Below are 26,841 nucleotides of genomic sequence, written 5' to 3'. Positions count from 1 at the left end.
GCCTGGCGCAAATCTGCATCCTCAGCGCTCGACTCAAGGGTGGTTGTAACGCGGAAATGCTCGCCGCTGGATACGTCAGGCGCGGCAAAGGAAAGCGCAAAGGCCAGACCAGCAGCAAAGGCGAACGGCGGCCCGACATTCTCTGAACTTCTGCCGCCGCGCAGCTGTTCTCATGCCACGTGGCGCCTTTCACGCTCACTGTCGGGCCAGGGGCAATATCAGCTAAGTCGGCGGGCGCTCACAGCGGACCGTCATACTCGCCACGCGCCGGATAACTTTTGGTGATAGCGAAGTCAATCGCCTGAAGCAATTCCGAGAACAGCGGACGTGCGAACGGCATCGTTTGAACCGCGCCGTAATACAAGCTGCCGTCCGGACGGACGAGAAAAACGCCTGGCTCCGAAAATAGTGCCGGCTCTTCGATGTTAATCGACGACTTTCCGCGCGAGGTTGAAATATAGAGTCCCCATTGGCGGGCAACAGTCAGTGGTAGAGAATGTCCGAATCGCAAGTTGTTGGTACCTACCTTGCGCGCCATCTCTTGGGCCCGTTCGGGAATGTCGGAGCTAACGGCAATAACCTTCGTGCCGCGACGTTCGTATTCAGCAACTAAAGATCCAAGGTCGCGCAGATACTTCAAGCAAATTGGGCAATGAAGACCTCGATAAAAGGATATCAACGTGAAATTCTCTGGCGCATCATCTGCCAGATCAAACTCGCCGTGAGAAAGTGTGGGAACGCGCAACTCGGGAACTAATAGTCGAGGGAGAAGCATCTTTTTTCCTTCATTGTAGATTGTGTTTAGCTGCGCTGAGTGCCGACGCCACGCGGCCACTTCCTTGAAGATAATTTCGACAAGCTGCTCAGGAACGGCTGTTTCGATCAAATCGAATGCTTGCGCAGTGAAGCCGCGCCGTGGCGTAGGGTTCTTTGAGTACTTTCTTGCGACCGCAAATGTCTCATCGGTATCAAGGCTCGAAGTGTCTCTTCCAATTTTGTCCAATATCAAACGCGACAGCCATCGCATCCGACACGAGATCATGCTTTTGTATCGTCAAAGTGCGGAATGGTCCATTACTGCCTCGGCAAGCTTCGGCTTCAGCAACGTAAACCGATCATCCAGAGCCAGCGGGTCGGCGCGGTTTTGAGCAATCATGGCCTCACGCACTTCCCCACCACGAATTACCTGCAACGAATTGGCCTCTATGCCTTCAACAATAGCTTGGGCCACTGCGTAGGCCGGCTCGCGAATAAAACCCAGATCGGGGCCTGCTCGCGACGACGTCATCATGGGCGTATCGGTAGCGCCGGGGTAGACCGTCAGTACGTGCACTCCCTCACCTTTCAACTCCCGACGCAGTGCTTCTCCAAAATGCGAGATCCCCGCCTTGACCGCCGCATAAGTCGTGTAAAAGGGCACCCCTACGAGCGCAATGCCCGAGGAGACATTCACGATCATGCTGTCGCCAGACACACGCAGATCCGGCATGGCCGCCCGTGCCAACAGAATGGGCGCTAATAGGTTGACCTCCACCATTTTCGCAATATCGCTTTCTGACGTGTCTTCCAGACTACCCGCGCGCACGCCTCCCGCACAGTTAATGAGAATGTCTACTCCGCCCATAGACGCCCGCGCGGATGCCAACGCTTGATCCCGGCCTTCAGCTGTCGCAATGTCCACGCCTGTTCCATCTGCCTCTCCACCGACAGCACGTAGCAGTTCGATTCCCTCCTCAACCAGCTTTGCGCGGCGCCCGATGATGAAGACGCTAGCGCCCTTGCGAGCGAGCTCGGTAGCCGTAGCCAGTCCAATACCACTCGAGCCTCCAGTAATCAGAACCCTCTTTCCTAGTACGTTCATGCTTGGCTGTCCTCAGAGATTGATCCATGCGCAAAAGAAACCCAAAAACAAGGATTTTCAAAAGCCGGTAAGCCATGGGCACGGTATTGTGTTTTACAACGATCGTTCTAAAATAGTCAAATCATAATGAACCTATGACATTCGTCATGGGATGCTGGGCAAACCGCGATATGAGCCGACCAAGAGAATTTGATGAAGCTGAAGTCCTGAGCGTCGCGATCGACTGTTTCTGGGAACGCGGGTACAAGGCGACCTCGGTCAGAGCGCTGGCCGACAAGATGGGATTGACCGGCGCGAGTCTGTACAACGCTTTCGGCGATAAGCAAACCCTATACCGCAGGGCGCTCAATCAATACATCGAGACGAGCTTCGCAGATCGCGTGCGCAGGCTCGAAGGCAAGTTACCCCCAAGCCAGGCAATCGAGGCTTTTTTTGCCGAAATCATTCAACGATCTCTAGCAGGCCGTTGAAAAACTCGGCTTCAACTGCCCCAACCCGTCCGGTTTGGCGCTTTTTCAAGCGCTTTGGCCTAACGGAGTCCACACAAGGCCTGACTTCAGGCCTTTTTGACAGGTTTCAGCACCACGTTCACGCCTTTCGGCGTTTTTTGGGCGTAACTCGCCCTATACATGCGATCCTCGCCACCAACCCGACAGGCTACCCAGTCGGATCAGGTTGTAGACCGAGAAACCCAGCAATAACTGAGCACTCAGCTTGGCGCGACCGATCAGCTTGGTCTTGCGCAGGCCGCCAACCGTCTTCAGCCAGCCAAAACCTTCTTCGATCCGCTTGCGGATCTTCTGGCTGGCGGCATACCCCGGATGCCGCGTGGTGCGCCCATCGATGGCGCTGCCCTTGCGCTTCTGCGCCACATGCGGTGTCACTTTCAGCTCGCGCGCCCTCTGCACGAAACGCTTCTGGTCGTAATTCTTGTCTGCACCTACCGTGCTGCCCGGCTTGGCCGTGCGCTCCAGCATCTCCAGCGCCGCCTCTACCTCGGCACGTCCATTGAACTCGGTGCATTCCACATCCACGATCAGACCGTTGCGGTGCTCCATCATCGTGTGGGCCATGTGCGCCAGACGACTGGCATCGCCATTGCTCTTGCGCGCCAGCCGGGCCTCGGGATCGCTGGTCGATTGGTGGGTCGCGTTGCTGCGCTTCTCGCCCTTGAAGTCGGCATCGGGGTTGCGCGTGCCATCCTCCGGTGGGTCGCCGCCATCCTTCTTGATAAAGGACTTGTGCGAGGCCCAGGCGTCGATCAGCGTGCCATCGACGCTGAAATGCTCGTTGCTGGCGTACTCGGACCATGCGGCCAGCGACTTGATGCGCTGGAAGAACAGCCGCGCTACATCCTGGTTGAACAAGCGGTCACGGTTCTGGCTGAAGGTCGAGTGATCCCACATGCGCTCGTCCATCGACAAGCCGACGAACCAGCGAAACAGCAGGTTGAAATCAATCTGCTCGACCAACTGCCGCTCGGAGCGAATGGTGTAAATCACCTGCAGCAACGAGGCGCGCAGCAGCCGCTCCGGCGCAATCGAGGCCCGTCCCAGGGTGGAGTACAGCCCGTCGAAGTCCCGATCCATCGAAGCCAGAACGGTATCGACCAGGCCTCGCAGGGGACGCAGCGGGTGATCGTTCGGGATGCGCTGCTCCAGCGTCGTATAACTGAACAGCTCGTTTTGTTTGAGGTCGAGTCCACGCATCGGCTTGGGCTGGCTTCGGCAGAAGAGGATGGCCGCCATTTTGCCAGAGCCACGCGGGCTCTGGCTTTTTTCAACGGCCTGCTAGACGATCGCCAGCGAAGAGGGTGCATGCTTGTGAACACGGCGTTGGAAGTCGCGCCCCACGATCCAGAGTTTCGCGGGATTGTTGTGATAGTTCTCGGAGAAATCGAGGCATTCTTTTGCCGATGCATTCAGGCCGGCCAGCAAGACGGAACGATATCGACATCTCAATCCGCCACCGACTTGGCGCGAATGCTACTGGGTGTTCATGTTGGGCTCCGGGTCATTGCGAGAACAAGACCCGAACGAGAGTTGCTCGAGGGGATGGTTCGGCCTGCGCTAGCACTTCTCAACCATAGACAGAGCGAACCATGATTGAATTCTGCTATTTGCTCACGCCCAACGGATATTCGAGCGTACTACTACCCCGTCGGTATCAGTTTTCGGAGCAGTTCGAGGCAACATGACAGAGTGCCTGTTGCCGCTGACCGAAAACTGACCCAGTAGAGGCTGTTCTGCCGACTGAAAACTGACCCAGGTGTTCAACTGCTTCTGCTCAATTTTTGAGCAGGAGAACACAGGGTGATCAGTATGGAAATGATGGGCAAAATTCGGCGGATGTATTTCCGCGACAAGCTGTCGCTGCATGAGATAGCCAAGCGCACCGGGCTGGCGCGCAACACGATTCGCAAGTGGGTCAGAGCACCTGAGGCCAAGCAGCCGGTGTACCAACGCCGCGCGATCTTTAACAAACTCAGCCCTTTTCACGTCACGCTAGAGCAGGCGCTAAAAGCCGATTCGCTGCGCCCCAAGCAACAGCGGCGCAGTGCCAAGGCGCTGTTGGCGCAAATCAAAGCCGATGGTTATGACGGTGGCTACAGCCAGCTCACCGCGTTTATCCGTGCCTGGCGAGGGGGACAGGGCAAGGCGTCGCAGGCCTTTGTGCCGCTGACCTTTGCTCTTGGCGAGGCGTTTCAGTTTGACTGGAGCGAGGAAGGCTTGCTGGTCGGCGGCATTTACCGGCGTATGCAGGTGGCACATCTGAAGCTGTGTGCCAGCCGTGCGTTCTGGCTTGTGGCGTATCCGAGCCAGGGCCATGAGATGTTATTTGACGCCCATACACGCTCGTTCGGCGCCTTGGGCGGCGTGCCGCGCCGGGGCATCTACGACAACATGAAGACCGCCGTCGACAAGGTCAATAAGGGCAAAGGCCGGGCGGTGAATGCACGCTTTGCGGTGATGTGCGCGCATTACCTGTTCGATCCGGACTTCTGCAACGTCGCCGCTGGTTGGGAAAAGGGCATCGTTGAAAAGAACGTGCAAGACAGCCGCAGGCGTATCTGGCTAGACGCCCAGGACTGTCAGTTTCACTCCTTCGAGGAACTCAATGCCTGGCTGGGCCAGCGCTGCCGCGCGCTTTGGAACGAGCTGACGCACCCTCAATACAGCGGGCTGAGTGTGGCCGAAGTGCTTGAGTTGGAGCGCGCTGAACTGATGCCTGTGCCAGCGCCATTCGACGGTTACGTCGAGCGGCCTGCGCGGGTCTCCAGCACCTGCTTGGTCAGCGTCGGGCGCAACCGCTACTCGGTGCCGTGTGAGTACGCGGGTAAGTGGGTCAGCAGCCGTTTGTATCCGACGCGAATCGAGGTGGTGGCTGACGACGCGCTGATCGCCAGCCATGTCCGCTTGCTGGATCGCGACCAGGTCAGCTATGACTGGCAGCACTACCTCCCGCTGATCGAACGCAAGCCCGGTGCGCTGCGCAACGGCGCGCCCTTTGCTGATCTGCCGGCGCCGCTGCGTCAGCTTAAGCACGGTCTGGGGCGTCATGCCGGCGGTGACCGGATCATGGCGCAAGTTCTGGCTGCCGTACCGGTCGCCGGGCTCGATGCCGTGCTGGTAGCCGTTGAGCTGGTACTGGAGAGCGGCAGCCTGAGCGCCGAACACATCCTCAATGTCGTGGCGCGCCTGGCCGCGACCGAACCACCACCCAGCGTCGAAACCCACTTGTCGCTCAAGGAAGCCCCCGTCGCTAACACGGCGCGCTACGACCGCCTGCGTGGCCAGGCCGAGGAGGTCGGTCATGCGTGATTTGATGGCGGAACTCAAGGAGCTGCGCCTGCACGGCATGGCCACGGCCTGGGCGGAGTTAACTGCACAGGGTGAGTCGAACACAGCCTCGTCCAAGTGGCTGCTCGAACACCTGCTGGAACAAGAGCACACAGATCGCGCCATGCGCTCGGTGAGCCACCAGATGAACATGGCCAAGCTGCCGATGCACCGCGATCTGGCCAGCTTCGATTTCAACGCCTCTAGCGCCGACGCACGCCTGATCAGCGAGCTGGCCAGCCTGGCCTTTACCGACACCGCGCAGAACGTGGTGCTGATCGGTGGGCCAGGCACCGGTAAAACCCACCTAGCCACCGCGCTGGCCGTGTCCGGCATCACCCGGCATGGCAAGCGCGTGCGCTTCTACTCCACGGTCGATCTGGTCAATCTGCTGGAGCGCGAAAAACACGACGGCAAAGCCGGGCGGATCGCCCAGGCACTGCTGCGCATGGATCTGGTCATCCTCGACGAACTGGGTTATCTGCCGTTCAGCCAGGCTGGCGGTGCGTTGCTGTTTCACCTGCTGTCCAAGCTGTACGAACACACCAGCGTGGTGATCACCACCAACCTGAGCTTCGCCGAATGGTCGAGCGTGTTCGGCGACGCCAAGATGACCACCGCCCTGCTGGATCGGCTGACCCACCACTGCCACATCGTCGAAACCGGTAACGAGTCCTATCGCCTGCAACACAGTAGCTTGGCGGCCCAGGCCAAGATCAAATCACGGGAGCGAAAGCGTAAGGGCGGCCAGGAACCGGAGGACGATGAGTCGTTCTGATTTCATGGTGACGACGGCCTGCTGCATGGCTGCATGTGGCAGGTCTTCAACAGCTGAACTGGGACAGCGAGGGAGTGGGTTCAAAAGCAGCTGCGCTGGTAGACTTATCCACAGTTGCTGGTAACAAAATCAGCAATCCGCCCTGGGTCAAATTTCAATCGGCAGGGTGGGTCAATTTTCCATCAGCGCCAACAAGAGTGCCGCCACAAAGAAGTCATCGCCCGTTCCGTGGAAGGTACCCATGCGCAGAAATGGTTTGGCTACCGACATGTCCAATACTTTCAACAGCCAAATTGCTGACAAAGGAGGAGGCGCAGCAACGTGTCTCACAAGGCTTGCTCGCCGCGACCGCAATCGTTGGCAGCCTGCTGATGGCCTACATGTAAAAGCCCTACCGTAGCTTGAAGGGCGGCCGGATAACGGACTGCCTGGCGGCTAAAAGAGGCATGGATCATCCGCAGTCGAGCTGACAGTCAAACGACCCTCATGAGGCCGACCACCCTCTTGGCCGGAGCACATCAGCATGCCTTGCGAAATCGAATCTGAACAAAAACCCACGACAACCCGTCCAGCATCAATTGATCATCAATGAGGCAGTACCTGCCTTCTTAGTTTTCCCGTAGACAGCTAGAGACTCTCTTTTCAGGCTCTGTATGACCCATTGTGTCGAGGTCACTCAGACACTATTCGAGCGTGATTCGGCTCAAAAGACGCTGTTCGAGACGATCTGCACCAAATACTGCACGTTTGGAGCACATCAATTTCCATTTAGCAGTGACAATTTCTACACACCCAACGCGCTATCCCCGTTGGATTTAAACCGACATGCGGACAGTCAGAAAAAAGCAACTCCAGGCTGACGTCATGCCCATTCTGTTACCAGCTATTTGGAAATCAATTTCATGAAAACTCTGACCACTGCACATCACAAACTAGATGGTAATACTCAGAAATATTCGCTGGGTGCCACCACAATGAACGTGGGAGTTATTGGCGTTTATTTCGCACTTGCCGTAATCTACTTCTGGTTCGGAGGTATGAAATTTACCCACTATGAAGCGCAAGGCCTAGTCCCATTGGTAGGTAGTAGTCCGCTGCTGGGCTGGGTATACAATATCTTCAGTATCGAGACGTTCTCCGGCTTGCTTGGCATTCTTGAGATATCCATCGGCGCACTGATACTGGGTCGCTTTTTGTCTCCGAAGCTCTCCCTTCTCGGAGGTGCTTTATCTGCCGGTTTATTTGTGACAACTTTGAGTTTTATGCTTTCAACGCCGGGCGTGTTCGAACCCGGACTTGGCTTTCCAGCTATCACTATTGCGCCAGGTCAGTTTCTGCTCAAAGATGTTGGCTTGTTAGCAGCCTCTATTTTCGTGGCAGGGCATTCGCTTGTAGAGATTGAATCCCGTTCCAATTGATGATGATCATTTCAATAGCCTGAGTGCAAATCGCGCTCAGGCTATTGTTCGTGCAAGGCTCATAAGGCGCCATCTCTGAGAAAATCTTCAATCCTGCCCCTCATGCATTGCCAGAGCTTTAGTCCATTCACGGGGACTGACTCCAGTTTTTCTGCGAAACGCACGTGCCAGGGCTGACGGGCTGTCATAGCCAACGTCTGCCGCGATCAAATTGATGGCTCGACCATCTCGCAATAGCTTTTGAGCGAGGCTAATACGCCAGCTCAATAGATACTCCGCTGGTGTTTGGCCTACGATGGTTCTGAAATGCGCTGCATAGGCGGAGCGTGACATGTTGGATTGATCCGCCATTTCCGCAATTGACCAAGGGTAGTGAGGAGCATCATTGACTCTTATCAAGGAGTGAGCAAGCCGCGGGTCCGCCAATCCTGCCATCAAACCTGTTTGCAATTGATTCAGTTCCAGCAGATGCCGGAATAACAATATAATCAGCAACTCGAACAGACGATTGATCACGGCTTCCTTACCACAGTGCCCCTCAGACGCTTCTTCAAACATCCACTTAAGTGTAGTGGCCAATAATGGTAATTCGTCCAATGGTAAAACAAGCATGTCTGGTAGGGAGGCTGATAGCGGGTTGTCGATGCCACCTTCAAAATCGATCGAAGCGCAAAGGAGCCGAGCGCCATCGGATTCCCGGGCAAACAAGCGGTGCTCAAAAGGGCGCGGTATAAATATCAGACTGGGTTGGGTAAGAATTGTATCGCCTTCGTCAGCGCCCTGCACTGTCACCGTACCTGCCTGCAACAGGTGCATATGACCATGTCGACCAACTCCACTATATGCCTCAACCCCACAAAGCTTGTCGTTGTAATAAAGGTTCGCGCTAACGCCAAATCGCGACATCAACGTAGACAGACGATCCATAATCAATTCCTCAACGACGAAATCTTGCTTCTCATTGTCGGGCGCTTCAACACCACTGTGAGTTGGCTAACCGAGCAGCGCTATGCCGAGCAGCGCGCCTGGAATGGCCAAGCCAGCCGTACAGGAACAGGCGTAACACCTGCTGGTCGGCGGCGACGTGATACTCGATAGCGGCGTAAATGAAATAGAGAACCATGGTCAGATACGCAACATAACGTATCTGGGGCAATTTTGACTGTTTGTACCAGTGGATGAACTCGCAGCGAACCGACTCCCCATGCCGTGGAGCGGGTTCAACAAATAGCGAAGGACAACAGAATCTACCGATCCAAATGCCCCTACTGCGCAGAGGATACGATCTTGTTGCGATGAGAAATAGCTGTTGCAACGCATAGATAAGCGTTTAGTGAGTATGAATACGTTTGGGAGAGGTCAATGTGTCACGCTTCGGGAAGCTCGCCAGCCTGATTGTTGATGTTCGCTTTGAGTCGATTCCGGTTGACCATGACAGGCCGCTTCTGGCCGTTTCCTGCCTGTCACAAGGTGTTCTACTGCTCAACTCGGCTTCAATCCGAGGCCCTCTGAAGCGTGCATGGCCGCTCGATTTTCACTGCGCTTTTACAACTACCATCTCTGACCAATCGGTTGTGTAGGAAGGAGACAGTAACTCTCGCCGCATATGGGTCACGACGCCCCGGGTCATCAACTCGTCTCCTTCCAGAACGTAGCGAGGAGCATGGTCCGAGTGCTCGGATTTCAGGACGTAGCTGCCATGAGTCTATTCCAGGTACAAGTTTCTGAACACCGGATCAGGTCTTCTTTGAAAGCTGTGAAACCGGCCGCTCCAGCATCGATTGCGTTAGCCCGTGCATATCCGCATTGGCTTGCCAGATCAAAAACCGGCTACGCATATCTCGAACAGCAGCGAACAGCTTCTGATTGGTCGCTGTCAGTTCCTCAATGCGTTCGTTGGCTGTCTGAATATCGCTAATCCAGCCCGGTTTCAGCTTCTTAGCCTTCAATGCCGCCTTGCGATTCTTCATCGCTAAGTCCACGGCAGGTAGACACATCAAAGACTGACGAGCACGACTGATACCCAGTTTTTCTTTGCAGGCCTCAACGAGCAAAGGCCAGGTCAGCTTCGGCTCTGACCATTCCTCAATCAGGTTAATGATGCGTTTCTCATCCTTTGGCGTTAAATGCCCCATCGTTAACCCTCGATCTCATCCAGCAAAGCCTTGACATCATCCAGCGATGGCAACGCCTGCGCCTGGTTTTCAATGGCTTTTACTTCGATCAGCCCCGACATTGCAGCTGCGTTCTTGGTCAGCGTCCAACCGTTGTCTGCGTTCCACACAATGTCACCGTTTTCGAGTTCGGGGTTTTCCAGCGTTTGGATGAGCGCCTTGCATTTAAAGAGCTTCTCACCCAGTTTTTTGGCCGACTCCGATGCCCCAAACACACCACGAGACTGCGCATCCATGGCTTTATCTAGGCGGCGTTTAAGCTCGTCGCATTCTTCCCTAAGGTTGCCCAGCTTCACGCCATCCCCTTTGACGCAACCGAGCCGCCCGCAGTCCAAACAGGCACCCATTTTCGGGCAGGGCTCGGATGCGAAGTTGTGCACACAAACGCCGAGGTGGGTTTGATGGATAATGCGGTCCTGCTCACCCTCGCTCAGTTCCCTTACATCAGCAAGATTCAAAGGCTGATTGGTTTTGACCTTGTCCAGACGCTGAGCAGCGGTGCTGTGCTTCGTCTTGGGGTGGTAAGCCGCAACGTTCTGGGTGCGGTCTTCGATGGTTTCATGGTTGTAGACCGATCCCATCGACGTGCGCCCAGAGAAGGCGTCAATCAGGAACTGCGACAGACCGGCCTTCTGCATCTGCGTGTTCAATTCGTGCCGGAACGCATGCGTGTTGACCTTAAGACCGGGGTAGCCATAGCGCTCGAACAGGTTTTTCCTTTTCAGGTCGGTCGAGCCGCCTAATTGCTGAACCATTCGTTGAGAGTTCGCCGCGATCTCCACGCCAAACCCGTGTGTCGCAATAGCTGTACCTGAGTCTTCAACTAGTGCTCCTGTGCGCACGGTGAACAACGCATCACGGTACTTCACCCGAACTTTGCCCTCCATGTAGGGCGTGGTGTATGGAAAATCCTTTGGAAGATATTTCTCCCTCAACAGCATATTGAGCTTGCGCAGCGTGATCACATACCGGTCGTCAAATTCAAACCTCTGGATTCTTGGCTTGCCCTCGACATGTATGAGCGAGGAATTCCACCCGTCACGGATCTCGGCCACGAGGGCTCGGGCTGCGGGACTGAGCGCCTTTTGCTTCTCCATGCCTATTAGGAAACTGTTATTAAAGACGATTCTCGGTTCGACGCGCTCATGAACTCTGAGTTTCAGTGCGGCACAGGCTTCGGCGTACGTGAGTGATTCATCAGGGCCCCTGGGTGGCAGTCCTTCATGGGGCGGAAACTCATCGGGATGGTCTTCCAGCCAGGCTGCGTAAGCCCGCGCATCATCGGTGATCGGTTTCAGTAACGTGATGGCCCGCTCGACGACCGGCTCCATCTCAGGCTTAACGACGGGCTTCAGCGTCACCTGGTTTATCTTTTCCGCGTACCAGCGCAGGAACATGCGCCGATTGCCATGGTTATCCTCTTTGAATACCAGGCAATCCAATTCAATATCCGCCAATTCACCCAAGCGACTGGGTGCACTCAGCAACAGCGCACAGGCGGATGTCACAACGATATCGAGGGGGTTGGTCAATTCGTTTGAGAACACTTCCCCGAGGGCTCTAATCGCGTCAGGGTTGGGCAGCTTCTGTTCCCGATCCGTTCTTTGCTGCTTGAGCGTGCCAATCGGCCTCAGCGTCAGTGGAGAGGTCCACCGGAAATTCGACCTGAGAAGTTTTTTGTCCCGCATCAGGGTGATGATTTTCTCAAATGCCTTAGCGTTACAGTATGCGGTGTTGCCTTTTGTCCATTGACGGCTCATGTGCTCGCACGCTCTATTACAGACAGCGGCAGAAACCCGAGTCACATCCTGGGTACCGGTCACTTCGAACAGGGCGGCTTCCAGCCCCTTCACGGCCATCAGCGAGTCCTTTGGCGACTTTTTCTGCAAGAAAACCTTTCTATACACCAGTAAGGCCTTGGCAAAATCCACGAAAGGTGCCTGCATCGCCTTTGGGGCAATTTTGGTCGATTCGAGCGCAGTGAAGCTACAGCTTGAGAAGCCATGCTGGTGCCAACTGCCGTCTTCCCAGCGAATACTCTCGTGCACTCGATTGGGAATGCCTAAGGGCAGGGTCTGTTTTGCCCATTCGATAAACGCAGCGAGCTGAGCCTCCGCCTCCAGCTGGCTCTTGGGCTCAAAATCAACAACGTTATTCATCGGTTCAGAATCAAACGTATCGGTCATCCTCTGTCCTCCTTGGGTCCGATGATCGGCGCATGGCCTCACAATCCAGAATCACCTTGCGGCAAGCCAGAATGGCCCGATCCCAGAGCACACCGGTCGTTTTATCCGTGGCAATCGTTTGCTCCCGACGACGTTCCAATCGCTCAAGGACCGCACGGTGATTGCCATTCAGAAGGGGCTGGAATTTTCCGCATGCGTAGCAGGTGTAAGGCGCATCGAGATGGCAGGCGGCAGTGGCACCGCATACTGCCACATCCTCGATTTGTCGATCCGCTCGATCCGCGTTTTTCGCTGAGGTGCGATCCGTGACGATGATCCCGGTGAACGCATTTACCACTAAGGCCAGGTGGTCGCTCATCTTCGCGTCGATCAACGCCAGCAACTCCGCCGACACCTTTCGGTACGTTCGCACTGTCTGAGTATTGCTGTGCATCAATGCGCGGGCGATCGTCCACTCATCCAGCCCCGCATTCGAAAGGTCCGTGCCCAGGGTGTGCCTGAACCGGTGCCCCCGCGTCACTTTCAGTGGTTGATGGGTGCGAGGCGAAATTGGAAAACCCTCCATCCGCTCGATGCGCGTAAGCCATCCTCTAACCGTGCCGACGCAGACATGAAAGCTCGAATCAGGCGCGTCTTCGAGACCTTTTTGAAGAGGGCTATCGAGCAAAACAGGAGGATTCCGCCGCCGCTTCCAACCTACTGCTTCATCATAATCCACCTTCTTACGAAAGAGCGGCACATTCTGGATTGCTACATTCCAGTCGACACCGCCTGGATACGTTTGCCAGAGTTGCGCCAGAACCACCGCCTTGTAGGCCTGCACGGCGCTGTAGAGGTCCTCATCCAGGCTGAACATTTCGGACTTCGTTCGCCAACCCGCCTCGTCGTCTTTTTGCTTTGCCCAGTGAAATCTGACCTTGCAGCCCTGATCGGTCTTGGTGACGTCACCAAAAACCATCATTCGCACTTGCGCGCCACGCTGCCCGTAAATCATCAACATGCGCAGGTAAAGGTACCGCTCGAAATCTACGTGCCCGTGACAAAACTGCTCATGTATCCATTGGTGCAGCGCGTCTTGCTCCGCCTGCGTGAACGGGCCTTGTTCGGGGTCCAGGCTGAGGATCACATTGTTGCTGGAATTCTTTTTCTTGGGCAGTGCCTGGTAGGCGTCGATCAGGGGTTGCGACGGGCGCTGTTCGAGGGATTCGCAGTCGTGCCAAAACGCCATGAAAGCGGCAATGACACTAAACTCTCTTTTGTTAAAGCGCTCCCGCAGAGCGATGAGTTGACCCTCGTTGAGCGGGTCAAGCCCGGTCTGAGCAGCCCGCGACAACGCACTGGTAGTGCAAGCAACCGTGCCGGCTGCCACATCGGCCATTCGGTACGCCAGGGCGGCGTGCAACCAGGGCTTCCAGTCCGGCGAGACGCAGGCAACAGCGGCTTTCCAGTTGACTGAATGATTAGTTGATCTGTCCGGTTTCCACATCGGTTCGGCCGGTGTGAACACGTCCCCGCATTTCGCCAGGCGAGGCGTGTTCAGCCATGTATCGAGGCTGTCTTTAGTGGGTGCCTGAAGTGCTTCGACAGCGATGTTCACTCTGAACCTCCTTGTGTCGTGCCGGCCTTCTGACGATTGGCCGTAAACCGCTCGGCCCGTTTCTGTATCGCTTTGTCCGCCTCTTCCTTCCAGAATTTCGCGCCGTAGTGGCCGGGCATGTTCGAGTCTGGACTCCAGCCGAACATCCATGTGAGGTTTTTTTGAACTTGCGTGGTGCGATCCTCTGGCGTGAGCGCTGCCAGTTCCTCACGCATGCTTTCCAGCATCGTGTAGACCGCGTCATGCCTTAGAATATGCGGGTGCACATGAGCCAGTTCCGGCGCTATTTCTCGGACCCTGGACAGAACGCCATCCACTGCCTTGATGGTCAGAGGTCCGCCCTCATTTCGCTTGTGCGCCACCAGCAAAAACGGATGCCTTCTCGCTTTCGATGCGCCGCTACGGGGCTTTCTGTGGCGATATTTCGATTCGTACTCAGTGATTGCGTCATACAGGTCATCGGTCATCACCAGCATGCGCTCGTGGGTTTTGAATTGCGGGGCCATGGTTCGTGGATCGAGGCGCTCATCCTCCAAGTTGACCACTGCTAGTTGACGACTGTGCCAGTGAATATCGCTGGTTTTGATCAGCAGCATCTCGGAGCGTCGCAGCCCCATGTGGAGACCCAACAGCAAAATGATGTAGTTACGCATCCTGATGGCTTCATCTGAAAAGGGGTTCTCGGCGCTATCCGGATGCATGATTTCCAGCAAGCGATTTCGCTCCTGACTGGTAAGCCCTTTCATTTCGCCCATTCGCGTTTTTTTCCACGCGGGGCGAGCCGCTTTGATCTTGCGGTTGATGCGCTTCTTCAGATCGTCAACCGCCTCAAATCGTGTTGAGTGATCACCCAACTTGTCATAGAGGAAGGACAGATAGTCACGTACCGCCTCGATTCGCTGCTGCGCATGGACTTTGCCAACGGATTTGTAGGCAGTCGGATGCAAACGCATCCCCGCATACTTCATGGCCAAGGTTCCCTTGCTAAACCCCGCGTCTGACACAAACCTAGAAAGTTCACTATCTGTCAGGTATTGGCTGTGAGGGCGCTGTTCCAGGTGAGAAATCAGATCAATGGAGGAAAAAGCCAGAAACTCCTCAAACACAGTCAGATGCTCAAGGTACTTCTTGGTCGTTTCGAGGGCTCTGCCCGAGTGCTCCATGGTGATGTATAGGTTGGGGTAGTAGACCGGGATGTGGTCTTGCACCAGCAACTTTCTTCGAGCAGCATTCACCACCTGCTCTATGACCTGAAAACCCATATTGCTTCCTCATAAAACATAACTTTTCCAAGTATAGTCAGGGGTAACAGTTGCTCGGCGCAAAACCTAACTTTTACTTTCCCGAATTAAGCGCTTGTCGATATACCATCAAGCACTGAAAACACTGGATTAAAGGCGAGTCAGACCATGTCCAAAAGTGACAAAGCAGGCAAAACAGGCTCTTACGTCTACACCATGCACCGGCTGAGCAAGGTCGTTCCGCCGAAGCGCGAAATCCTCAAGAACATTTCCCTGTCGTTCTTCCCAGGCGCCAAGATCGGTGTGCTCGGCCTGAACGGCGCCGGTAAATCCACCCTGCTGCGCATCATGGCCGGCGTCGACACCGAGTTCGACGGCGAAGCCCGCGCCATGCCGGGCATCAATGTCGGCTATCTGCCGCAGGAACCGCAGCTCGATCCGGAAAAGACCGTGCGCGAAATCGTCGAGGAAGCGGTTGGTGTGATCAAGGACGCCCAGGCCCGCCTGGATGCCGTCTACGCCGCCTACGCCGAACCCGATGCCGACTTCGATGCGCTGGCCGCAGAACAGGCCAAGCTCGAAGCGATCCTGCAGGCATCCGACGGCCATAACCTGGAACGCCAGCTGGAAGTCGCCGCCGATGCACTGCGTCTGCCGGCCTGGGATGCCAAGGTCGCGCACCTGTCCGGCGGCGAGAAGCGCCGCGTCGCCCTGTGCCGCCTGCTGCTGTCGGCCCCGGACATGCTGCTGCTGGACGAACCGACCAACCACCTGGACGCCGACTCGGTGGCCTGGCTGGAGCGCTTCCTCCATGACTTCCCGGGCACCGTTGTAGCGATCACCCACGACCGTTACTTCCTCGACAATGTCGCCGGCTGGATTCTCGAGCTCGACCGCGGCGCGGGCATCCCGTACGAAGGCAACTATTCCGGCTGGCTGGAGGCCAAATCGGCCCGTCTGGCTCAGGAATCCAAGCAGCAATCGGCTCATGAAAAGGCCATGAAAGAAGAACTGGAGTGGGTGCGCAAAGGCGCCAAGGCCCGCCAGTCCAAGTCCAAGGCTCGCCTGCAGCGCTTCGAGGAAATGCAGTCGCAGGAATTCCAGAAACGCGCAGAGACCAACGAGATCTACATCCCAGCCGGCCCGCGTCTGGGTGACAAGGTCATTGAATTCAAGAACGTCACCAAGGGCTATGGCGACCGCGTATTGGTCGAAGGCCTGTCATTCAGCGTGCCGAAAGGCGCCATTGTTGGCGTTATCGGTGGTAACGGTGCCGGTAAGTCGACCCTGTTCCGCATGCTGATGGGCAAGGAAACGCCGGATTCCGGCAGCATCGAAATCGGCGACACCGTGCAGTTGGCCTGCGTGGACCAGAGCCGCGACGACCTGGACGGCGGCAAGACCGTATGGGAAGCCGTCTCCGACGGTCTAGCAGGCCGTTGAAAAAAGCCAGAGCCCGCGTGGCTCTGGCAAAATGGCGGCCATCCTCTTCTGCCGAAGCCAGCCCAAGCCGATGCGTGGACTCGACCTCAAACAAAACGAGCTGTTCAGTTATACGACGCTGGAGCAGCGCATCCCGAACGATCACCCGCTGCGTCCCCTGCGAGGCCTGGTCGATACCGTTCTGGCTTCGATGGATCGGGACTTCGACGGGCTGTACTCCACCCTGGGACGGGCCTCGATTGCGCCGGAGCGGCTGCTGCGCGCCTCGTTGCTGCAGGTGATTTACACCATTCGCTCCGAGCGGCAGTTGGTCGAGCAGATTGATTTCAACCTGCTGTTTCGCTGGTTCGTCGGCTTGTCGATGGACGAGCGCATGTGGGATCACTCGACCTTCAGCCAGAACCGTGACCGCTTGTTCAACCAGGATGTAGCGCGGCTGTTCTTCCAGCGCATCAAGTCGCTGGCCGCATGGTCCGAGTACGCCAGCAACGAGCATTTCAGCGTCGATGGCACGCTGATCGACGCCTGGGCCTCGCACAAGTCCTTTATCAAGAAGGATGGCGGCGACCCACCGGAGGATGGCACGCGCAACCCCGATGCCGACTTCAAGGGCGAGAAGCGCAGCAACGCGACCCACCAATCGACCAGCGATCCCGAGGCCCGGCTGGCGCGCAAGAGCAATGGCGATGCCAGTCGTCTGGCGCACATGGCCCACACGATGATGGAGCACCGCAACGGTCTGATCGTGGATGTGGAATGCACCGAGTTCAATGGACGTGCCGAGGTAGAGGCGGCGCTGGAGATGCTGGAGCGCACGGCCAAGCCGGGCAGCACGGTAGGTGCAGACAAGAATTACGACCAGAAGCGTTTCGTGCAGAGGGCGCGCGAGCTGAAAGTGACACCGCATGTGGCGCAGAAGCGCAAGGGCAGCGCCATCGATGGGCGCACCACGCGGCATCCGGGGTATGCCGCCAGCCAGAAGATCCGCAAGCGGATCGAAGAAGGTTTTGGCTGGCTGAAGACGGTTGGCGGCCTGCGCAAGACCAAGCTGATCGGTCGCGCCAAGCTGAGTGCTCAGTTATTGCTGGGTTTCTCGGTCTACAACCTGATCCGACTGGGTAGCCTGTCGGGTTGGTGGCGAGGATCGCATGTATAGGGCGAGTTACGCCCAAAAAACGCCGAAAGGCGTGAACGTGGTGCTGAAACCTGTCAAAAAGGCCTGAAGTCAGGCCTTGTGTGGACTCCGTTAGGCCAAAGCGCTTGAAAAAGCGCCAAACCGGACGGGTTGGGGCAGTTGAAGCCGAGTTTTTCAACGGCCTGCTAGACCAGATTCGCATTGGCAACTATGAGGTGCCATCGCGCGGTTACGTCGGCCGCTTCAACTTCAAGGGCGCCGACCAGCAGAAGTTCGTCAAGGACCTTTCCGGTGGTGAGCGTGGACGCCTGCACCTGGCGCTTACCCTCAAGCAGGGCGCCAACGTATTGCTGCTCGACGAACCGTCCAACGACCTCGACGTGGAAACCCTGCGTTCGCTGGAAGAAGCGCTGCTGGACTTCCCCGGCTCAGCCATCGTGATCTCCCACGACCGCTGGTTCCTCGACCGCGTTGCTACCCACATCCTGTCCTACGAGGACGACGGCGTGGTGTTCTTCGAAGGCAACTACACCGAGTACGAAGCCGACCGCAAGAAGCGCCTCGGCGATGCTGCCTCCCAGCCGCACCGCGTCAAGTACAAGAAGCTGGCGCAGTAAGCGGTAGATGACGACAACGGAGCCGGACAGGCTCCGTTGTCGTGTCTAGAGAAAGCACCCATAAATAATGGCACAATGCCGCCCATGTGAATGACTGATCCCCCCGGCAGGCGCGGCAATCGCACCATGCCGACCCTCGCGACCGACAAAGGACAATTCGCATGGCGGCACTTGGACTGCGCGGCAAATCACTGCTGGCATTGTTGCTCAGTTGCCTGCTTGCTTTCGTCTTTGCCGGTTTCATTGGCCGAGAGGCGTTACTCGGCGTGCAGAGCCGCTTCGGCGAGGCGTATGCGCGCAATGTGGTCCAACTCAACCGCGAACGCCTGTTCGCACCGGTTTCACGCGAACTGGCACTGGCTCAACGGCTGGCGGCTTCGCTACTGACGCTGGCCTGGTTGAACGACGAGCAGGACCCGGCCAAGCGCAAGATCTTTTTCCAGGAAGCGGCCGGCTACCAGCAAGCCTTCGGCGACCACGCGTATTTCGCGGCATCGGCGCGCAGCAATGGCTACTACTCCAACGGGCCTGACCAGGCAATCAGTGACACCCCTCGCTATGTGATGAGCTCGGATAACCCGCGTGACGAGTGGTTCTTCCAGACGCTGCAAACCGACACCCCCTACGCTATCAACGTCGACCGCTCCGTGGTTACCGGCGAGCTCAAGGTATGGTTCAACGTGCAGGTGCGCGATGGAGAACGACGCCTTGGACTGGTTGGCTCAGGAATCGCGCTCAAGGCATTTCTTGAGGACTTCATCGAAGCCAACAAGGTCGGCGTCGAATCGATGGTGCTCGATGCCTATGGCTCTATCCTGGTTCACCCGAATCAGAATCTGGTCACCCTCAACGCCGAAACCGCACGGGGTCGCTCGCTGTCGACCAGCGTCCTGGGCCTGCTCGACGACCTGAGCGCCGCCACCGCGTTGCGTCAGGCCATGCCGATAGCCGCGAGACGCCGGGGTCGGTGGCGACGCTACGTGTCACGCTGGACGGCGCCCCCAGACTACTCGCGCTGAGTTGGATACCCGAGCTGCAGTGGTTCGTCGCCAGTTCCGTGGATCTCGGAACCGCCCAGGTCGTCGAGGTACGCCCGCTTCTGCCAGCCATTGGGCTGTTTCTGGTGCTGTTCCTGTTGCTGATCGGCGGCGGCGCCTGGCTCGTGGAAAAACGCGTACTCAAACCGCTGCGCCAGTTGCGTCGCAGCGCCAGTTGCGTCGCAGCGCCCAGGCGCTGGCGGCAGGGCAATACGATGCACCACTGCCGCTTGGCCGGCAGGACGAAATTGGTGAGCTGAGTGCTGCCTTTGGAGCGATGGCGCAGAAGGTGCGCAGCCACACCAGCGAGCTGGAAAACCGTGTAAGGGAACGCACCCGCGATCTGGAGCAGGCCAATCTGGAAATGGCCGCTGCGCACAAGAAAATCGACGATTCCATTGATTACGCCAGCCTTATCCAGCGCTCGATTCTTCCGAATCGGCAGCTGGTAACTGCGATGGGGGATCGTCATGCGGTGCTCTGGCGACCACGGGACGTTGTCGGTGGCGACTTCTACGTCTATCGCGCCGACGAGCATGGTTGCCTGTTCGGGATAGTCGACTGTGCCGGCCACGGCGTACCCGGCGCGCTGATGACGATGCTTGCCCACGCGGCCATTGATCAGGCGCTCGACACTACCGGCCTGGAAGATCCAGCTGCCGCACTTTCACGCACTGACGCGATCGTTCGCAGCATGCTCCGCGATGAGGACGACTCCCACGCACTTGCCACCAACATGGATATCGGCCTGGCTTATGTCGATCTTCGGCAACGCAAGGTGCATTATTCCGGGGCGAAAATAGCGCTGTACTATTGTGATGGCGACGAGGTGCACGAGATCAAGGCGGCGCGACGCGCTATCGGTGACAAGCGGATCGGCGAATACCGCAACACCAGTATCGAGCTGCAGCCTGGGCGAACCTTCTACATGACCACCGACGGTTTCCTCGACCAGGCTGGCGGCGAGCAGGGTTACGGGTTCGGCAACAGCCGCTTCGCCAGCATGATCCGCGAGCACGCACAACTTCCCCTGGCCCAGCAGGGCGAAGCTTTCAGCCTTGCCCTGGCGCGCTATCAGGGTGAATTTCCGCAGCGCGACGACATCACGATGTTATGTTTCCGTTTCGATTGAGACAGGGAGTTGGCCATGGCCCCCATTGACATGTTCGCGATGCGCGAATGCTACAACCAGCAACAGATCATGCTGTGTTTCAACGGCCCTATCTCGCGCAGCCTGATCGAAGAAATCGGCAATGCACTGCGCAACTACATGAGCGAGGAGCAGGCACACCCATCGTCGGCCATGGATGTGTTCGCCGTGTACATCGAGATGACGCAGAACATCCGCCATTACACCCGCGAAAAGAACTGGTCCGATCAGCAGGCCGGCGCAACGGTCGTCGTCGCCCGTGATGATGTAGGCAGGTACGTGGTATCGGCCGGCAACCTTATCGAAACCGCCGACGGCCAACTGCTGCTTACCGCCGTCGCTGAGCTGGCGCAAAAGGACAAGGCCGGACTCAAAGCCCTGTACAAAGAACAGTTACGCAAACCTCGCGACGAACATGTGACCTCCGGCGCCGGCCTCGGCCTGATCGATATCGCACGCAAGTCCAGCGAGCCGCTCAAGGCCTCGCTGCAGCCGGTTTCCGACGAGCTTTCCTTCATTAGCCTGAGCGCCGTCATCTGAACTCCAAGAGCATCCACATGAACGACTTTTCTATCCCCGGCAGCCAGTCCACCCCCGCCATCCAGTCCGACTGGGAGAAAGGCATTGTCTCGATGCAGGGCGATTCTTACCCCGAAAACTCTTATGAGCTGTTCCATCAGGTCTACGAGTGGATCGAGCGCTTCCTTGGCGAAGCCGGGCATCCGCTCAGCCTCGAACTCCGCTTGCTGTATCTGAACACCAGCAGCATCAAAGCGATGATGGACATTTTCGACCTGCTTGAAGCGGCCTATCAGGAAGGCCGTCAGATTGCAGTCAATTGGTACTACGACATCCGCAACGAGCGCGTGGTAGAACTGGCCGAAGAGTTCAAGGAAGACTGCACCTTCCCCTTCTCCATCCTGAGTCACGACTGACGGAAGATCGATATGCGTGGGCCATCGCCGCTAGAGCACGAGGTTGCAACCCTCCTGACTGATCCGGAGTTCGAGGGTCATCCGCTGAAGGAAGCCCTGAGCCAGCTGTGGGGCGCCCACCATGACCTGCTTGGCCGAATCGAACGCATCGCCCGCGTATCGGACGGCTACCAGAGCATCGCCCGCGAGCGCGAACTGAGCCTTTCGGCGCGCTTCGACAAGCAGTTGCGCCAGCTGGAAAAGGTCGCACGCATCTCCGATCGCTACCAGATGATGATGCACGACCTGAACGCCTCCCTGCGCGAAGCCTCGACACTCGACTCGCTGACCGGCATCGCCAATCGCCGACTGCTGACCGAACGGCTGCGCGAGGAAAGCGAGCGCGCCAAACGCTATGCGCGACCACTTACGCTGGTCATGCTGGACATCGATCGTTTCAAGGTCATCAACGACGAACACGGCCACGAGGTAGGTGACCGTGTACTGATCGAAGTGGTCCGGGTGATGGAGGCAGAGATTCGCGAACAGGACCTGTGCGGCCGCTGGGGCGGTGAAGAGTTTCTGATCGTAATGCCCGAATGCACGGCACAAACCGCCTGGGCCGTCATGCGCCGCCTGGGAGATAGCATCGCGGCGCTCGGCGTCCGGGTGAACGACGAGCTGCTTGGTGTGACCGCCAGCATGGGCGTCGCGGAGCTGCATCTGGACGAGACTTATTCGAGCACTATAAATCGCGCCGACATCGCGCTATTGCGTGCCAAGCGCAGTGGCCGTAATCGCTGCGAGTTGTCCGAGTAAATCTCGACTCCGCGCGGCACTTTTTTGCACAAAAACGATGCACGGAATGCGACATTTCGGCGCACCGACTTCAATGGTTCAACCTACCCCGCCTCCAAATACCCCTCAAGCGGCAGTCTCAATGGTCTGTCGCCGCTGCTCTAAGCTCGTTCATAACCGCCCGCCCCGCACTACAGGAAGGCACTGCAGACCCATATCGCACTTCCGCGGTGCAAATCAGGTTTGCTACAGTCTCCGGCCAAAATTATTAATGACTGCCGACACGCGGTCGCCGAGGGCCTACCTGATGATCGAAACCGTTGATGCCTTTCTCGCGCGGTTGAAGCAACGCGACCCCCACCAACCCGAGTTCCACCAGGCGGTGGAAGAAGTGGTTCGCAGCCTCTGGCCCTTCCTTGAAGCCAATCCGCATTACATGCAGGCCGGCATCATCGAACGTATGGTCGAGCCGGAGCGCTCGATCATCTTCCGCGTACCCTGGGTCGACGACCAGGGCCGTGTGCAGGTCAATCGCGGCTTCCGCATCCAGATGAACAGCGCCATCGGCCCATACAAAGGTGGCCTGCGCTTCCATCCGTCGGTGAACATCGGCGTCCTCAAGTTCCTCGCCTTTGAACAGGTCTTCAAGAACTCCCTGACTTCGCTGCCCATGGGCGGCGGCAAGGGTGGCTCGGACTTCAACCCCAAGGGCAAGAGTGACAACGAAGTGATGCGCTTCTGCCAGTCGTTCATGACCGAGCTGTACCGCCATATCGGCGCAGACCTCGACGTTCCGGCCGGTGACATCGGCGTCGGCGGCCGCGAGATCGGCTTCCTCTTCGGCCAGTACAAGCGCCTGTCCAACCAGTTCACCTCCGTCCTGACCGGCAAGGGCCTGGCCTATGGCGGCAGCCTGATCCGCCCGGAAGCCACCGGCTACGGCTGCGTGTACTTCGCCGAGGAAATGCTCAAGAGCAGCCACAGCAGCTTCGACGGCAAGCGCGTGGCGATCTCCGGTTCCGGCAACGTTGCGCAGTACGCGGCGCAGAAAGTCATGGAACTGGGTGGCCGGGTCGTCTCGCTGTCCGACTCGGGCGGCACCCTGCACTTCGCGGACGGCATGACCGCCGAGCAGTGGACATACCTGATGGACCTGAAGAACGTCCGTCGTGGTCGCCTCGAGGAGATGGGCACGCACTTCGGCGTCACCTACCTGGCCGATCAGCGTCCGTGGAGCCTGCCGTGCGATATCGCCCTGCCCTGCGCCACGCAGAACGAACTGGATGGCGAAGACGCCCGCGCACTGCTGAAGAACGGCTGCATCTGCGTGGCCGAAGGCGCGAACATGCCCTCGACCCTGGAAGCCGTCGACCTGTTCCTCGAGGCCGGCATCCTCTACGCGCCGGGCAAGGCATCCAACGCCGGTGGTGTGGCCTGTAGCGGACTGGAGATGAGCCAGAACGCCATGCGCCTGCACTGGACCGCCGGTGAGGTGGACACCAAGCTGCACGGCATCATGCAGTCGATCCACCACGCCTGCGTCGCCCACGGCGAGGAAAACGGTCGGATCAACTACGTGAAGGGCGCCAACATCGCCGGCTTCGTCAAGGTTGCCGATGCCATGCTGGCCCAGGGCGTCGTGTAACGGCTGCGCCCGCCGCCAAGCCTCAGCCAGAAAGACAAAGCCCCCGTCGGATCGTCCGGCGGGGGCTTTTGTTTCGCGAGACTCCGCGCGGCAATCGCCTACCAGTAGTTCTCCACCGCCACCTGGCCGGGCCTGCGCGTCATCGCCAGGTTCAGATCACGCGCTTTCAGCACTGCTCGGGTGTCCTCGATCATCTGCGGGTTGCCGCAGAGCATGATCCGCGAATGCTCGGGCGCCAGCTGCAGATCGGCGGCGCGCTCCAGCTCGCCGTTCTCGATCAGCGTGGTGATGCGCCCGTGCAGCGCACCGGGTATCTGTTCGCGCGTTACCACCGGCATGTACAGCAGCTTCGAGCCCAGACCTTCCAGGTAGTCGCGTTGCGGCAGTTCGGCGATCAGCTGCTGATAGGCCAGTTCGCGGGCTTCGCGCACGCTGTAGACCAGAATGATGCGCTCGAAGCGCTGCCAGGCCTCGAAGTCCTGCAGGATCGACAGAAACGGGGCGATCCCGGTGCCGGTGGCCAGCAGCCAGAGATCACGGCCATCGGGAAAGCGATCGAGGGTGAGAAAGCCGAAGGCCTGCTTGTCCACCAGCAGCTCGTCGCCGACTGCCAACCGGCTCAGCTCGCTGGTGAATTCGCCGTCCGGCACGACGATGGAGAAGAAATCGAGAAACTCGTCGTGCGGCGCCGAGACCATGGAATAGGCGCGCCAGACGATGCAGCCGCTTGGCTTGCGCACACCGAGGCGGGCGAACTGCCCGGCGGTGAAGCGAAAACCGGGATCGCGGCTGGTACGCAGGGTGAACAGGTTAGGCGTCAGCGTCTGCACCTCTAGCAGGCGCTGGCGGGTGAACTTCTCTTCGCTGGCGGTCATACTTCGCTCCCTCCGAGCATCTTCGGGCCCACTGCACGCGGCGCCCGCATGGGTCCTTGATACTCCTTTACGCAGCCGACAAACACCGCCAGTTCTCATGCCTATTCTCGATACCCCCTATGCAAGCCTCGATCTGATCCGCCAGCCGGAGCAGCCCAACGAGCCGTTGCAGGCCTTCGATGCCGCCGACGAATACCTGCTGGCCCAGCTGCATGAGCAGGGATTGCCAGCGGCCACGCGAGTACTGATCCTCAATGACAGCTTCGGCGCCCTGGCTTGCTCGCTGGCCGCACACGTCGCGGTCACCAGCAGCGGCGACTCGCACCTCGGCCACCTGGCATTGCAAAAGAACCTGGCACGTAACGAGCTGCCGGCCGAGCGCGTGCGCTTCGTACCTGCCAGCGAGGTCGCCCGGGGCCCGTTCGACCGGGTGCTGATTCGCGTACCGAAAACCCTTGCCCTGCTGGAAGAACAGCTGATCCGCCTTCACGGCCAGCTGGCGCCCGGCGCGCAGGTGATCGCTGCGGCGATGATCAAGCATCTGCCGCGCGCCGCCGGTGATCTGCTGGAGCAGTACATCGGCCCGGTGCAGGCCTCGCTGGCGGTGAAGAAGGCACGTCTGCTCAGCGCAACGCCGAGCGCGAAACCGGCGCCGCAGTCACCCTACCCGACCCGCTACCAGCTCGATCAGCCGAAGCTCGAACTGCTCAACCACGCCAACCTGTTCTGCCGCGAAGGCCTCGATATCGGCCCCCGCGCCTTCCTGCCACATCTGCCGCAGGCACTCGGTGCACTGCGCGTCGCCGATCTCGGCTGCGGCAACGGCGTGCTCGGCATCGTCTACGCGCTGGGCAATCCGCAGGCGCAACTGACATTGGTGGACGAGAGCTACATGGCTGTGCAGTCGGCACGGGAGAACTGGCAGGCAATCCATGGCCAGCGTCCGGTCGAGATTCGCGCCGGCGACGGCCTGGCCGAGCAACCGCCGGCCTCGCTGGATCTGGTGCTGTGCAATCCACCGTTCCACCAGCAGCAGGTGGTCGGCGATTTCCTCGCCTGGCGCATGTTCACCCAGGCCAACGCAGCGCTGGCCAAGGGCGGCGAGCTGTGGATCGTCGGCAATCGCCACCTCGGCTATCACCTCAAGCTCAAGCGCCTGTTCGGCAATGCCGAGCAGGTCGCCGCCACACCGAAGTTCGTCATTCTGCGGTCGATCAGGGCATGAGCGAGGCGCCGGTCCGCCTCAGCATCCGGCAGTTCGCAGCGCGCTGCGGCCTGTCCGCCGATACGCTGCGCTATTACGAAAAGATCGGCCTGCTACGGCAGGTCGCTCGGGACGCCAGCGGTTTTCGCGTCTATGGCCCACGCGACCTGGAGTGGATCGGCTTCATCCTGCGCCTGAAAGACACCGGCATGGCGTTGGACGACATCATCCGCTATGCCGATCTGCGCGAATGTGGAGATACCACCCTGGCAGCGCGCCAGGCGTTGCTTGAGCAGCATGCTGCCGGGCTGCACGAACGCATCCAGCGCGACCATCAGCATCTCGACGCGCTGCAGGCGAAGATCGCGCTGTATCGGCAGCAAACTTCCGCTTGACCTGGAGTCGACTCCAACCCGCAGGCTTTCCTCTGACCTATTGAGAGGAACGCTCCATGTCTGTATCAGCCCGCTACACCGAAGGCCTGGCCAAGCTCGACGAGATCGACGGCGAGGCCGGGCGCAAGGTCATCGACAGCCTGCAAGCCATTGCGCCGGACTTGGCGCGCTACGTGATCGAATTTCCCTTCGGCGACATCTACCAGCGCCCCGGCCTCGACCTGGCCCAGCGTGAGCTGGCGACCGTGGCGGCGCTCACCGCACTCGGCCATTGCCAACCACAGCTGGCCGTGCACGTTCATGGCGCGCTGAACGTCGGCTGCGCGCCGGAGCAGATAGTCGAGGTGGTCATTCAGATGGCGGTGTACGCCGGTTTCCCGGCCGCGCTCAACGGCATGCACACGGTCAAGGCGGTGTTTGCCGAACGGGGCCTTTTGCCGGATGCGTGATCGGCAAACCAGCACACCACGTGGCTAAGCCGGCCGACAACAGGTTCTGTGCCCTGGCGCAGTGGCGGTTGGAGGGCTAGCCCAC

At 58.5% G+C, this 26,841-nt stretch carries 23 protein-coding genes and 3 pseudogenes; 16 read left to right on the top strand and 10 right to left on the bottom strand.

The annotated features are described in order from the left end of the window. Positions 1-238: 238 nt before the first annotated feature. Both F753_RS0125290 and F753_RS46120 read right to left on the bottom strand, forming a co-directional pair. Positions 239-1,009 carry a peroxiredoxin-like family protein gene (locus F753_RS0125290; RefSeq protein ID WP_209320157.1) on the bottom strand — a complete coding sequence of 257 codons (771 nt, stop codon included), beginning with the start codon at positions 1,007-1,009 and terminating at the stop codon, positions 239-241. A 45-nt stretch (positions 1,010-1,054) separates the two neighbouring features. Continuing rightward, positions 1,055-1,861, bottom strand: coding sequence for an SDR family NAD(P)-dependent oxidoreductase (locus F753_RS46120; protein ID WP_023446878.1), 807 nt, complete (start codon positions 1,859-1,861; stop codon positions 1,055-1,057). A 134-nt stretch (positions 1,862-1,995) separates the two neighbouring features. On the opposite strand from F753_RS46120, the gene F753_RS46115 reads away from it, so the two are divergent. Continuing rightward, a complete protein-coding gene (locus F753_RS46115) occupies positions 1,996-2,331 on the top strand; it encodes a TetR/AcrR family transcriptional regulator (protein ID WP_023446877.1) in 336 nt (111 codons plus the stop codon). 153 nt (positions 2,332-2,484) lie between these two features. Here F753_RS46115 and F753_RS46110 read toward each other — a convergent pair whose 3' ends face one another. Continuing rightward, positions 2,485-3,570 (bottom strand): IS5-like element ISPst12 family transposase, encoded by a 1,086-nt coding sequence (locus F753_RS46110; protein ID WP_011913346.1) that lies wholly within the window; start codon positions 3,568-3,570, stop codon positions 2,485-2,487. Here F753_RS46110 and F753_RS50345 point away from each other — a divergent pair. The 4 genes from F753_RS50345 to F753_RS46095 all read left to right on the top strand — a co-directional run bounded on the left by F753_RS50345 (position 3,496) and on the right by F753_RS46095 (position 7,896). Further along, complete coding sequence (locus F753_RS50345) at positions 3,496-3,966, top strand: TetR family transcriptional regulator C-terminal domain-containing protein (RefSeq protein WP_425337527.1); 471 nt, start codon at positions 3,496-3,498, stop codon at positions 3,964-3,966. The two genes, F753_RS46110 and F753_RS50345, sit on opposite strands and share 75 nt — an antisense overlap. Before the next feature lie 216 nt (positions 3,967-4,182). Further along, positions 4,183-5,682 (top strand): IS21-like element ISPst3 family transposase, encoded by a 1,500-nt coding sequence (gene istA, locus F753_RS46105; protein ID WP_023444720.1) that lies wholly within the window; start codon positions 4,183-4,185, stop codon positions 5,680-5,682. Continuing rightward, positions 5,675-6,478, top strand: coding sequence for an IS21-like element ISPst3 family helper ATPase IstB (istB, locus tag F753_RS46100; RefSeq protein WP_013983804.1), 804 nt, complete (start codon positions 5,675-5,677; stop codon positions 6,476-6,478). The genes istA and istB overlap by 8 nt, the downstream gene beginning before the upstream one ends. A gap of 902 nt (positions 6,479-7,380) precedes the next feature. Next, a complete protein-coding gene (locus tag F753_RS46095) occupies positions 7,381-7,896 on the top strand; it encodes a YkgB family protein (protein ID WP_023446875.1) in 516 nt (171 codons plus the stop codon). An 87-nt stretch (positions 7,897-7,983) separates the two neighbouring features. Here F753_RS46095 and F753_RS46090 read toward each other — a convergent pair whose 3' ends face one another. The 6 genes from F753_RS46090 to F753_RS46070 all read right to left on the bottom strand — a co-directional run bounded on the left by F753_RS46090 (position 7,984) and on the right by F753_RS46070 (position 15,115). Continuing rightward, positions 7,984-8,823 carry an AraC family transcriptional regulator gene (locus tag F753_RS46090; RefSeq protein ID WP_023446874.1) on the bottom strand — a complete coding sequence of 280 codons (840 nt, stop codon included), beginning with the start codon at positions 8,821-8,823 and terminating at the stop codon, positions 7,984-7,986. A gap of 607 nt (positions 8,824-9,430) precedes the next feature. After that, positions 9,431-9,502 (bottom strand): DUF4113 domain-containing protein, encoded by a 72-nt coding sequence (locus F753_RS50340; protein ID WP_425337528.1) that lies wholly within the window; start codon positions 9,500-9,502, stop codon positions 9,431-9,433. 130 nt (positions 9,503-9,632) lie between these two features. Next, positions 9,633-10,031: a hypothetical protein gene (locus tag F753_RS46085; RefSeq protein ID WP_023446873.1), complete on the bottom strand. Its 399-nt coding sequence runs from the start codon at positions 10,029-10,031 to the stop codon at positions 9,633-9,635. A gap of 2 nt (positions 10,032-10,033) precedes the next feature. Further along, positions 10,034-12,256, bottom strand: coding sequence for a hypothetical protein (locus tag F753_RS46080; protein WP_023446872.1), 2,223 nt, complete (start codon positions 12,254-12,256; stop codon positions 10,034-10,036). Next, positions 12,240-13,853, bottom strand: coding sequence for a site-specific integrase (locus F753_RS46075; protein ID WP_023446871.1), 1,614 nt, complete (start codon positions 13,851-13,853; stop codon positions 12,240-12,242). Before F753_RS46075 ends, F753_RS46080 begins: the two co-directional genes overlap by 17 nt. Beyond that, positions 13,850-15,115 (bottom strand): site-specific integrase, encoded by a 1,266-nt coding sequence (locus F753_RS46070; protein ID WP_023446870.1) that lies wholly within the window; start codon positions 15,113-15,115, stop codon positions 13,850-13,852. Before F753_RS46070 ends, F753_RS46075 begins: the two co-directional genes overlap by 4 nt. A gap of 147 nt (positions 15,116-15,262) precedes the next feature. Here F753_RS46070 and ettA point away from each other — a divergent pair. The 8 genes and pseudogenes from ettA to gdhA form a co-directional block, all read left to right on the top strand. Beyond that, positions 15,263-16,522 (top strand): annotated as a pseudogene (ettA, locus tag F753_RS46065) (energy-dependent translational throttle protein EttA); the annotation flags it as partial. An 85-nt stretch (positions 16,523-16,607) separates the two neighbouring features. After that, positions 16,608-17,693, top strand: a complete 1,086-nt coding sequence (locus F753_RS46060; protein ID WP_011913346.1) for an IS5-like element ISPst12 family transposase — start codon at positions 16,608-16,610, stop codon at positions 17,691-17,693. A 167-nt stretch (positions 17,694-17,860) separates the two neighbouring features. Further along, positions 17,861-18,289, top strand: a pseudogene (locus F753_RS46055) (ATP-binding cassette domain-containing protein); the annotation flags it as partial. 161 nt (positions 18,290-18,450) lie between these two features. Further along, positions 18,451-20,458, top strand: a pseudogene (siaA, locus tag F753_RS50260) (biofilm regulation protein phosphatase SiaA). Positions 20,459-20,473: 15 nt separating this feature from the next. Then, a complete protein-coding gene (gene siaB, locus F753_RS46045) occupies positions 20,474-21,016 on the top strand; it encodes a biofilm regulation protein kinase SiaB (protein WP_023446864.1) in 543 nt (180 codons plus the stop codon). A 17-nt stretch (positions 21,017-21,033) separates the two neighbouring features. After that, complete coding sequence (siaC, locus tag F753_RS46040) at positions 21,034-21,411, top strand: biofilm regulation phosphoprotein SiaC (protein WP_023446863.1); 378 nt, start codon at positions 21,034-21,036, stop codon at positions 21,409-21,411. Positions 21,412-21,423: 12 nt separating this feature from the next. Continuing rightward, a complete protein-coding gene (siaD, locus tag F753_RS46035; RefSeq protein ID WP_023446862.1) occupies positions 21,424-22,209 on the top strand; it encodes a biofilm regulation diguanylate cyclase SiaD in 786 nt (261 codons plus the stop codon). 286 nt (positions 22,210-22,495) lie between these two features. Beyond that, positions 22,496-23,833 carry an NADP-specific glutamate dehydrogenase gene (gene gdhA / locus F753_RS46030; protein WP_023446861.1) on the top strand — a complete coding sequence of 446 codons (1,338 nt, stop codon included), beginning with the start codon at positions 22,496-22,498 and terminating at the stop codon, positions 23,831-23,833. A gap of 98 nt (positions 23,834-23,931) precedes the next feature. Here the strand turns inward: gdhA and F753_RS46025 are convergent, their stop codons facing one another. Continuing rightward, positions 23,932-24,708: a ferredoxin--NADP reductase gene (locus F753_RS46025; RefSeq protein WP_023446860.1), complete on the bottom strand. Its 777-nt coding sequence runs from the start codon at positions 24,706-24,708 to the stop codon at positions 23,932-23,934. Positions 24,709-24,805: 97 nt separating this feature from the next. Here F753_RS46025 and F753_RS46020 point away from each other — a divergent pair, with 97 nt between their 5' ends. From F753_RS46020 to F753_RS46010, 3 genes are read left to right on the top strand one after another with little or no spacing between them, the layout of a single operon-like run. After that, on the top strand, positions 24,806-25,933 hold the full coding sequence (locus F753_RS46020; RefSeq protein WP_023446859.1) for a methyltransferase: 1,128 nt from the start codon (positions 24,806-24,808) through the stop codon (positions 25,931-25,933). Then, positions 25,930-26,307, top strand: a complete 378-nt coding sequence (locus F753_RS46015) for a MerR family transcriptional regulator (protein WP_023446858.1) — start codon at positions 25,930-25,932, stop codon at positions 26,305-26,307. The genes F753_RS46020 and F753_RS46015 overlap by 4 nt, the downstream gene beginning before the upstream one ends. Positions 26,308-26,363: 56 nt before the next feature. Further along, a complete protein-coding gene (locus F753_RS46010; RefSeq protein ID WP_023446857.1) occupies positions 26,364-26,756 on the top strand; it encodes a carboxymuconolactone decarboxylase family protein in 393 nt (130 codons plus the stop codon). Positions 26,757-26,841: the final 85 nt, after the last annotated feature.

The sequence above is a fragment of the Stutzerimonas chloritidismutans AW-1 genome (genome assembly GCF_000495915.1).
Classification (GTDB): domain Bacteria; phylum Pseudomonadota; class Gammaproteobacteria; order Pseudomonadales; family Pseudomonadaceae; genus Stutzerimonas; species Stutzerimonas chloritidismutans.
Note: the sequence above shows the minus strand (reverse complement) of the source record. Positions and strands in the feature narration are given on the sequence as shown.

What these genes read in the sequence shown, in the direction of transcription:
- F753_RS46120 (WP_023446878.1), bottom strand. Translation starts at nt 1,861, where the DNA reads ATGAACGTACTAGGAAAGAGGGTTCTGATTACTGGAGGCTCGAGTGGT.
- F753_RS46115 (WP_023446877.1), top strand. Translation starts at nt 1,996, where the DNA reads ATGACATTCGTCATGGGATGCTGGGCAAACCGCGATATGAGCCGACCA.
- F753_RS46110 (WP_011913346.1), bottom strand. Translation starts at nt 3,570, where the DNA reads ATGCGTGGACTCGACCTCAAACAAAACGAGCTGTTCAGTTATACGACG.
- istA (WP_023444720.1), top strand. Translation starts at nt 4,183, where the DNA reads ATGGAAATGATGGGCAAAATTCGGCGGATGTATTTCCGCGACAAGCTG.
- istB (WP_013983804.1), top strand. Translation starts at nt 5,675, where the DNA reads ATGCGTGATTTGATGGCGGAACTCAAGGAGCTGCGCCTGCACGGCATG.
- F753_RS46095 (WP_023446875.1), top strand. Translation starts at nt 7,381, where the DNA reads ATGAAAACTCTGACCACTGCACATCACAAACTAGATGGTAATACTCAG.
- F753_RS46090 (WP_023446874.1), bottom strand. Translation starts at nt 8,823, where the DNA reads ATGGATCGTCTGTCTACGTTGATGTCGCGATTTGGCGTTAGCGCGAAC.
- F753_RS46085 (WP_023446873.1), bottom strand. Translation starts at nt 10,031, where the DNA reads ATGGGGCATTTAACGCCAAAGGATGAGAAACGCATCATTAACCTGATT.
- F753_RS46080 (WP_023446872.1), bottom strand. Translation starts at nt 12,256, where the DNA reads ATGACCGATACGTTTGATTCTGAACCGATGAATAACGTTGTTGATTTT.
- F753_RS46070 (WP_023446870.1), bottom strand. Translation starts at nt 15,115, where the DNA reads ATGGGTTTTCAGGTCATAGAGCAGGTGGTGAATGCTGCTCGAAGAAAG.
- F753_RS46060 (WP_011913346.1), top strand. Translation starts at nt 16,608, where the DNA reads ATGCGTGGACTCGACCTCAAACAAAACGAGCTGTTCAGTTATACGACG.
- siaB (WP_023446864.1), top strand. Translation starts at nt 20,474, where the DNA reads ATGGCCCCCATTGACATGTTCGCGATGCGCGAATGCTACAACCAGCAA.
- siaC (WP_023446863.1), top strand. Translation starts at nt 21,034, where the DNA reads ATGAACGACTTTTCTATCCCCGGCAGCCAGTCCACCCCCGCCATCCAG.
- siaD (WP_023446862.1), top strand. Translation starts at nt 21,424, where the DNA reads ATGCGTGGGCCATCGCCGCTAGAGCACGAGGTTGCAACCCTCCTGACT.
- gdhA (WP_023446861.1), top strand. Translation starts at nt 22,496, where the DNA reads ATGATCGAAACCGTTGATGCCTTTCTCGCGCGGTTGAAGCAACGCGAC.
- F753_RS46025 (WP_023446860.1), bottom strand. Translation starts at nt 24,708, where the DNA reads ATGACCGCCAGCGAAGAGAAGTTCACCCGCCAGCGCCTGCTAGAGGTG.
- F753_RS46020 (WP_023446859.1), top strand. Translation starts at nt 24,806, where the DNA reads ATGCCTATTCTCGATACCCCCTATGCAAGCCTCGATCTGATCCGCCAG.
- F753_RS46015 (WP_023446858.1), top strand. Translation starts at nt 25,930, where the DNA reads ATGAGCGAGGCGCCGGTCCGCCTCAGCATCCGGCAGTTCGCAGCGCGC.
- F753_RS46010 (WP_023446857.1), top strand. Translation starts at nt 26,364, where the DNA reads ATGTCTGTATCAGCCCGCTACACCGAAGGCCTGGCCAAGCTCGACGAG.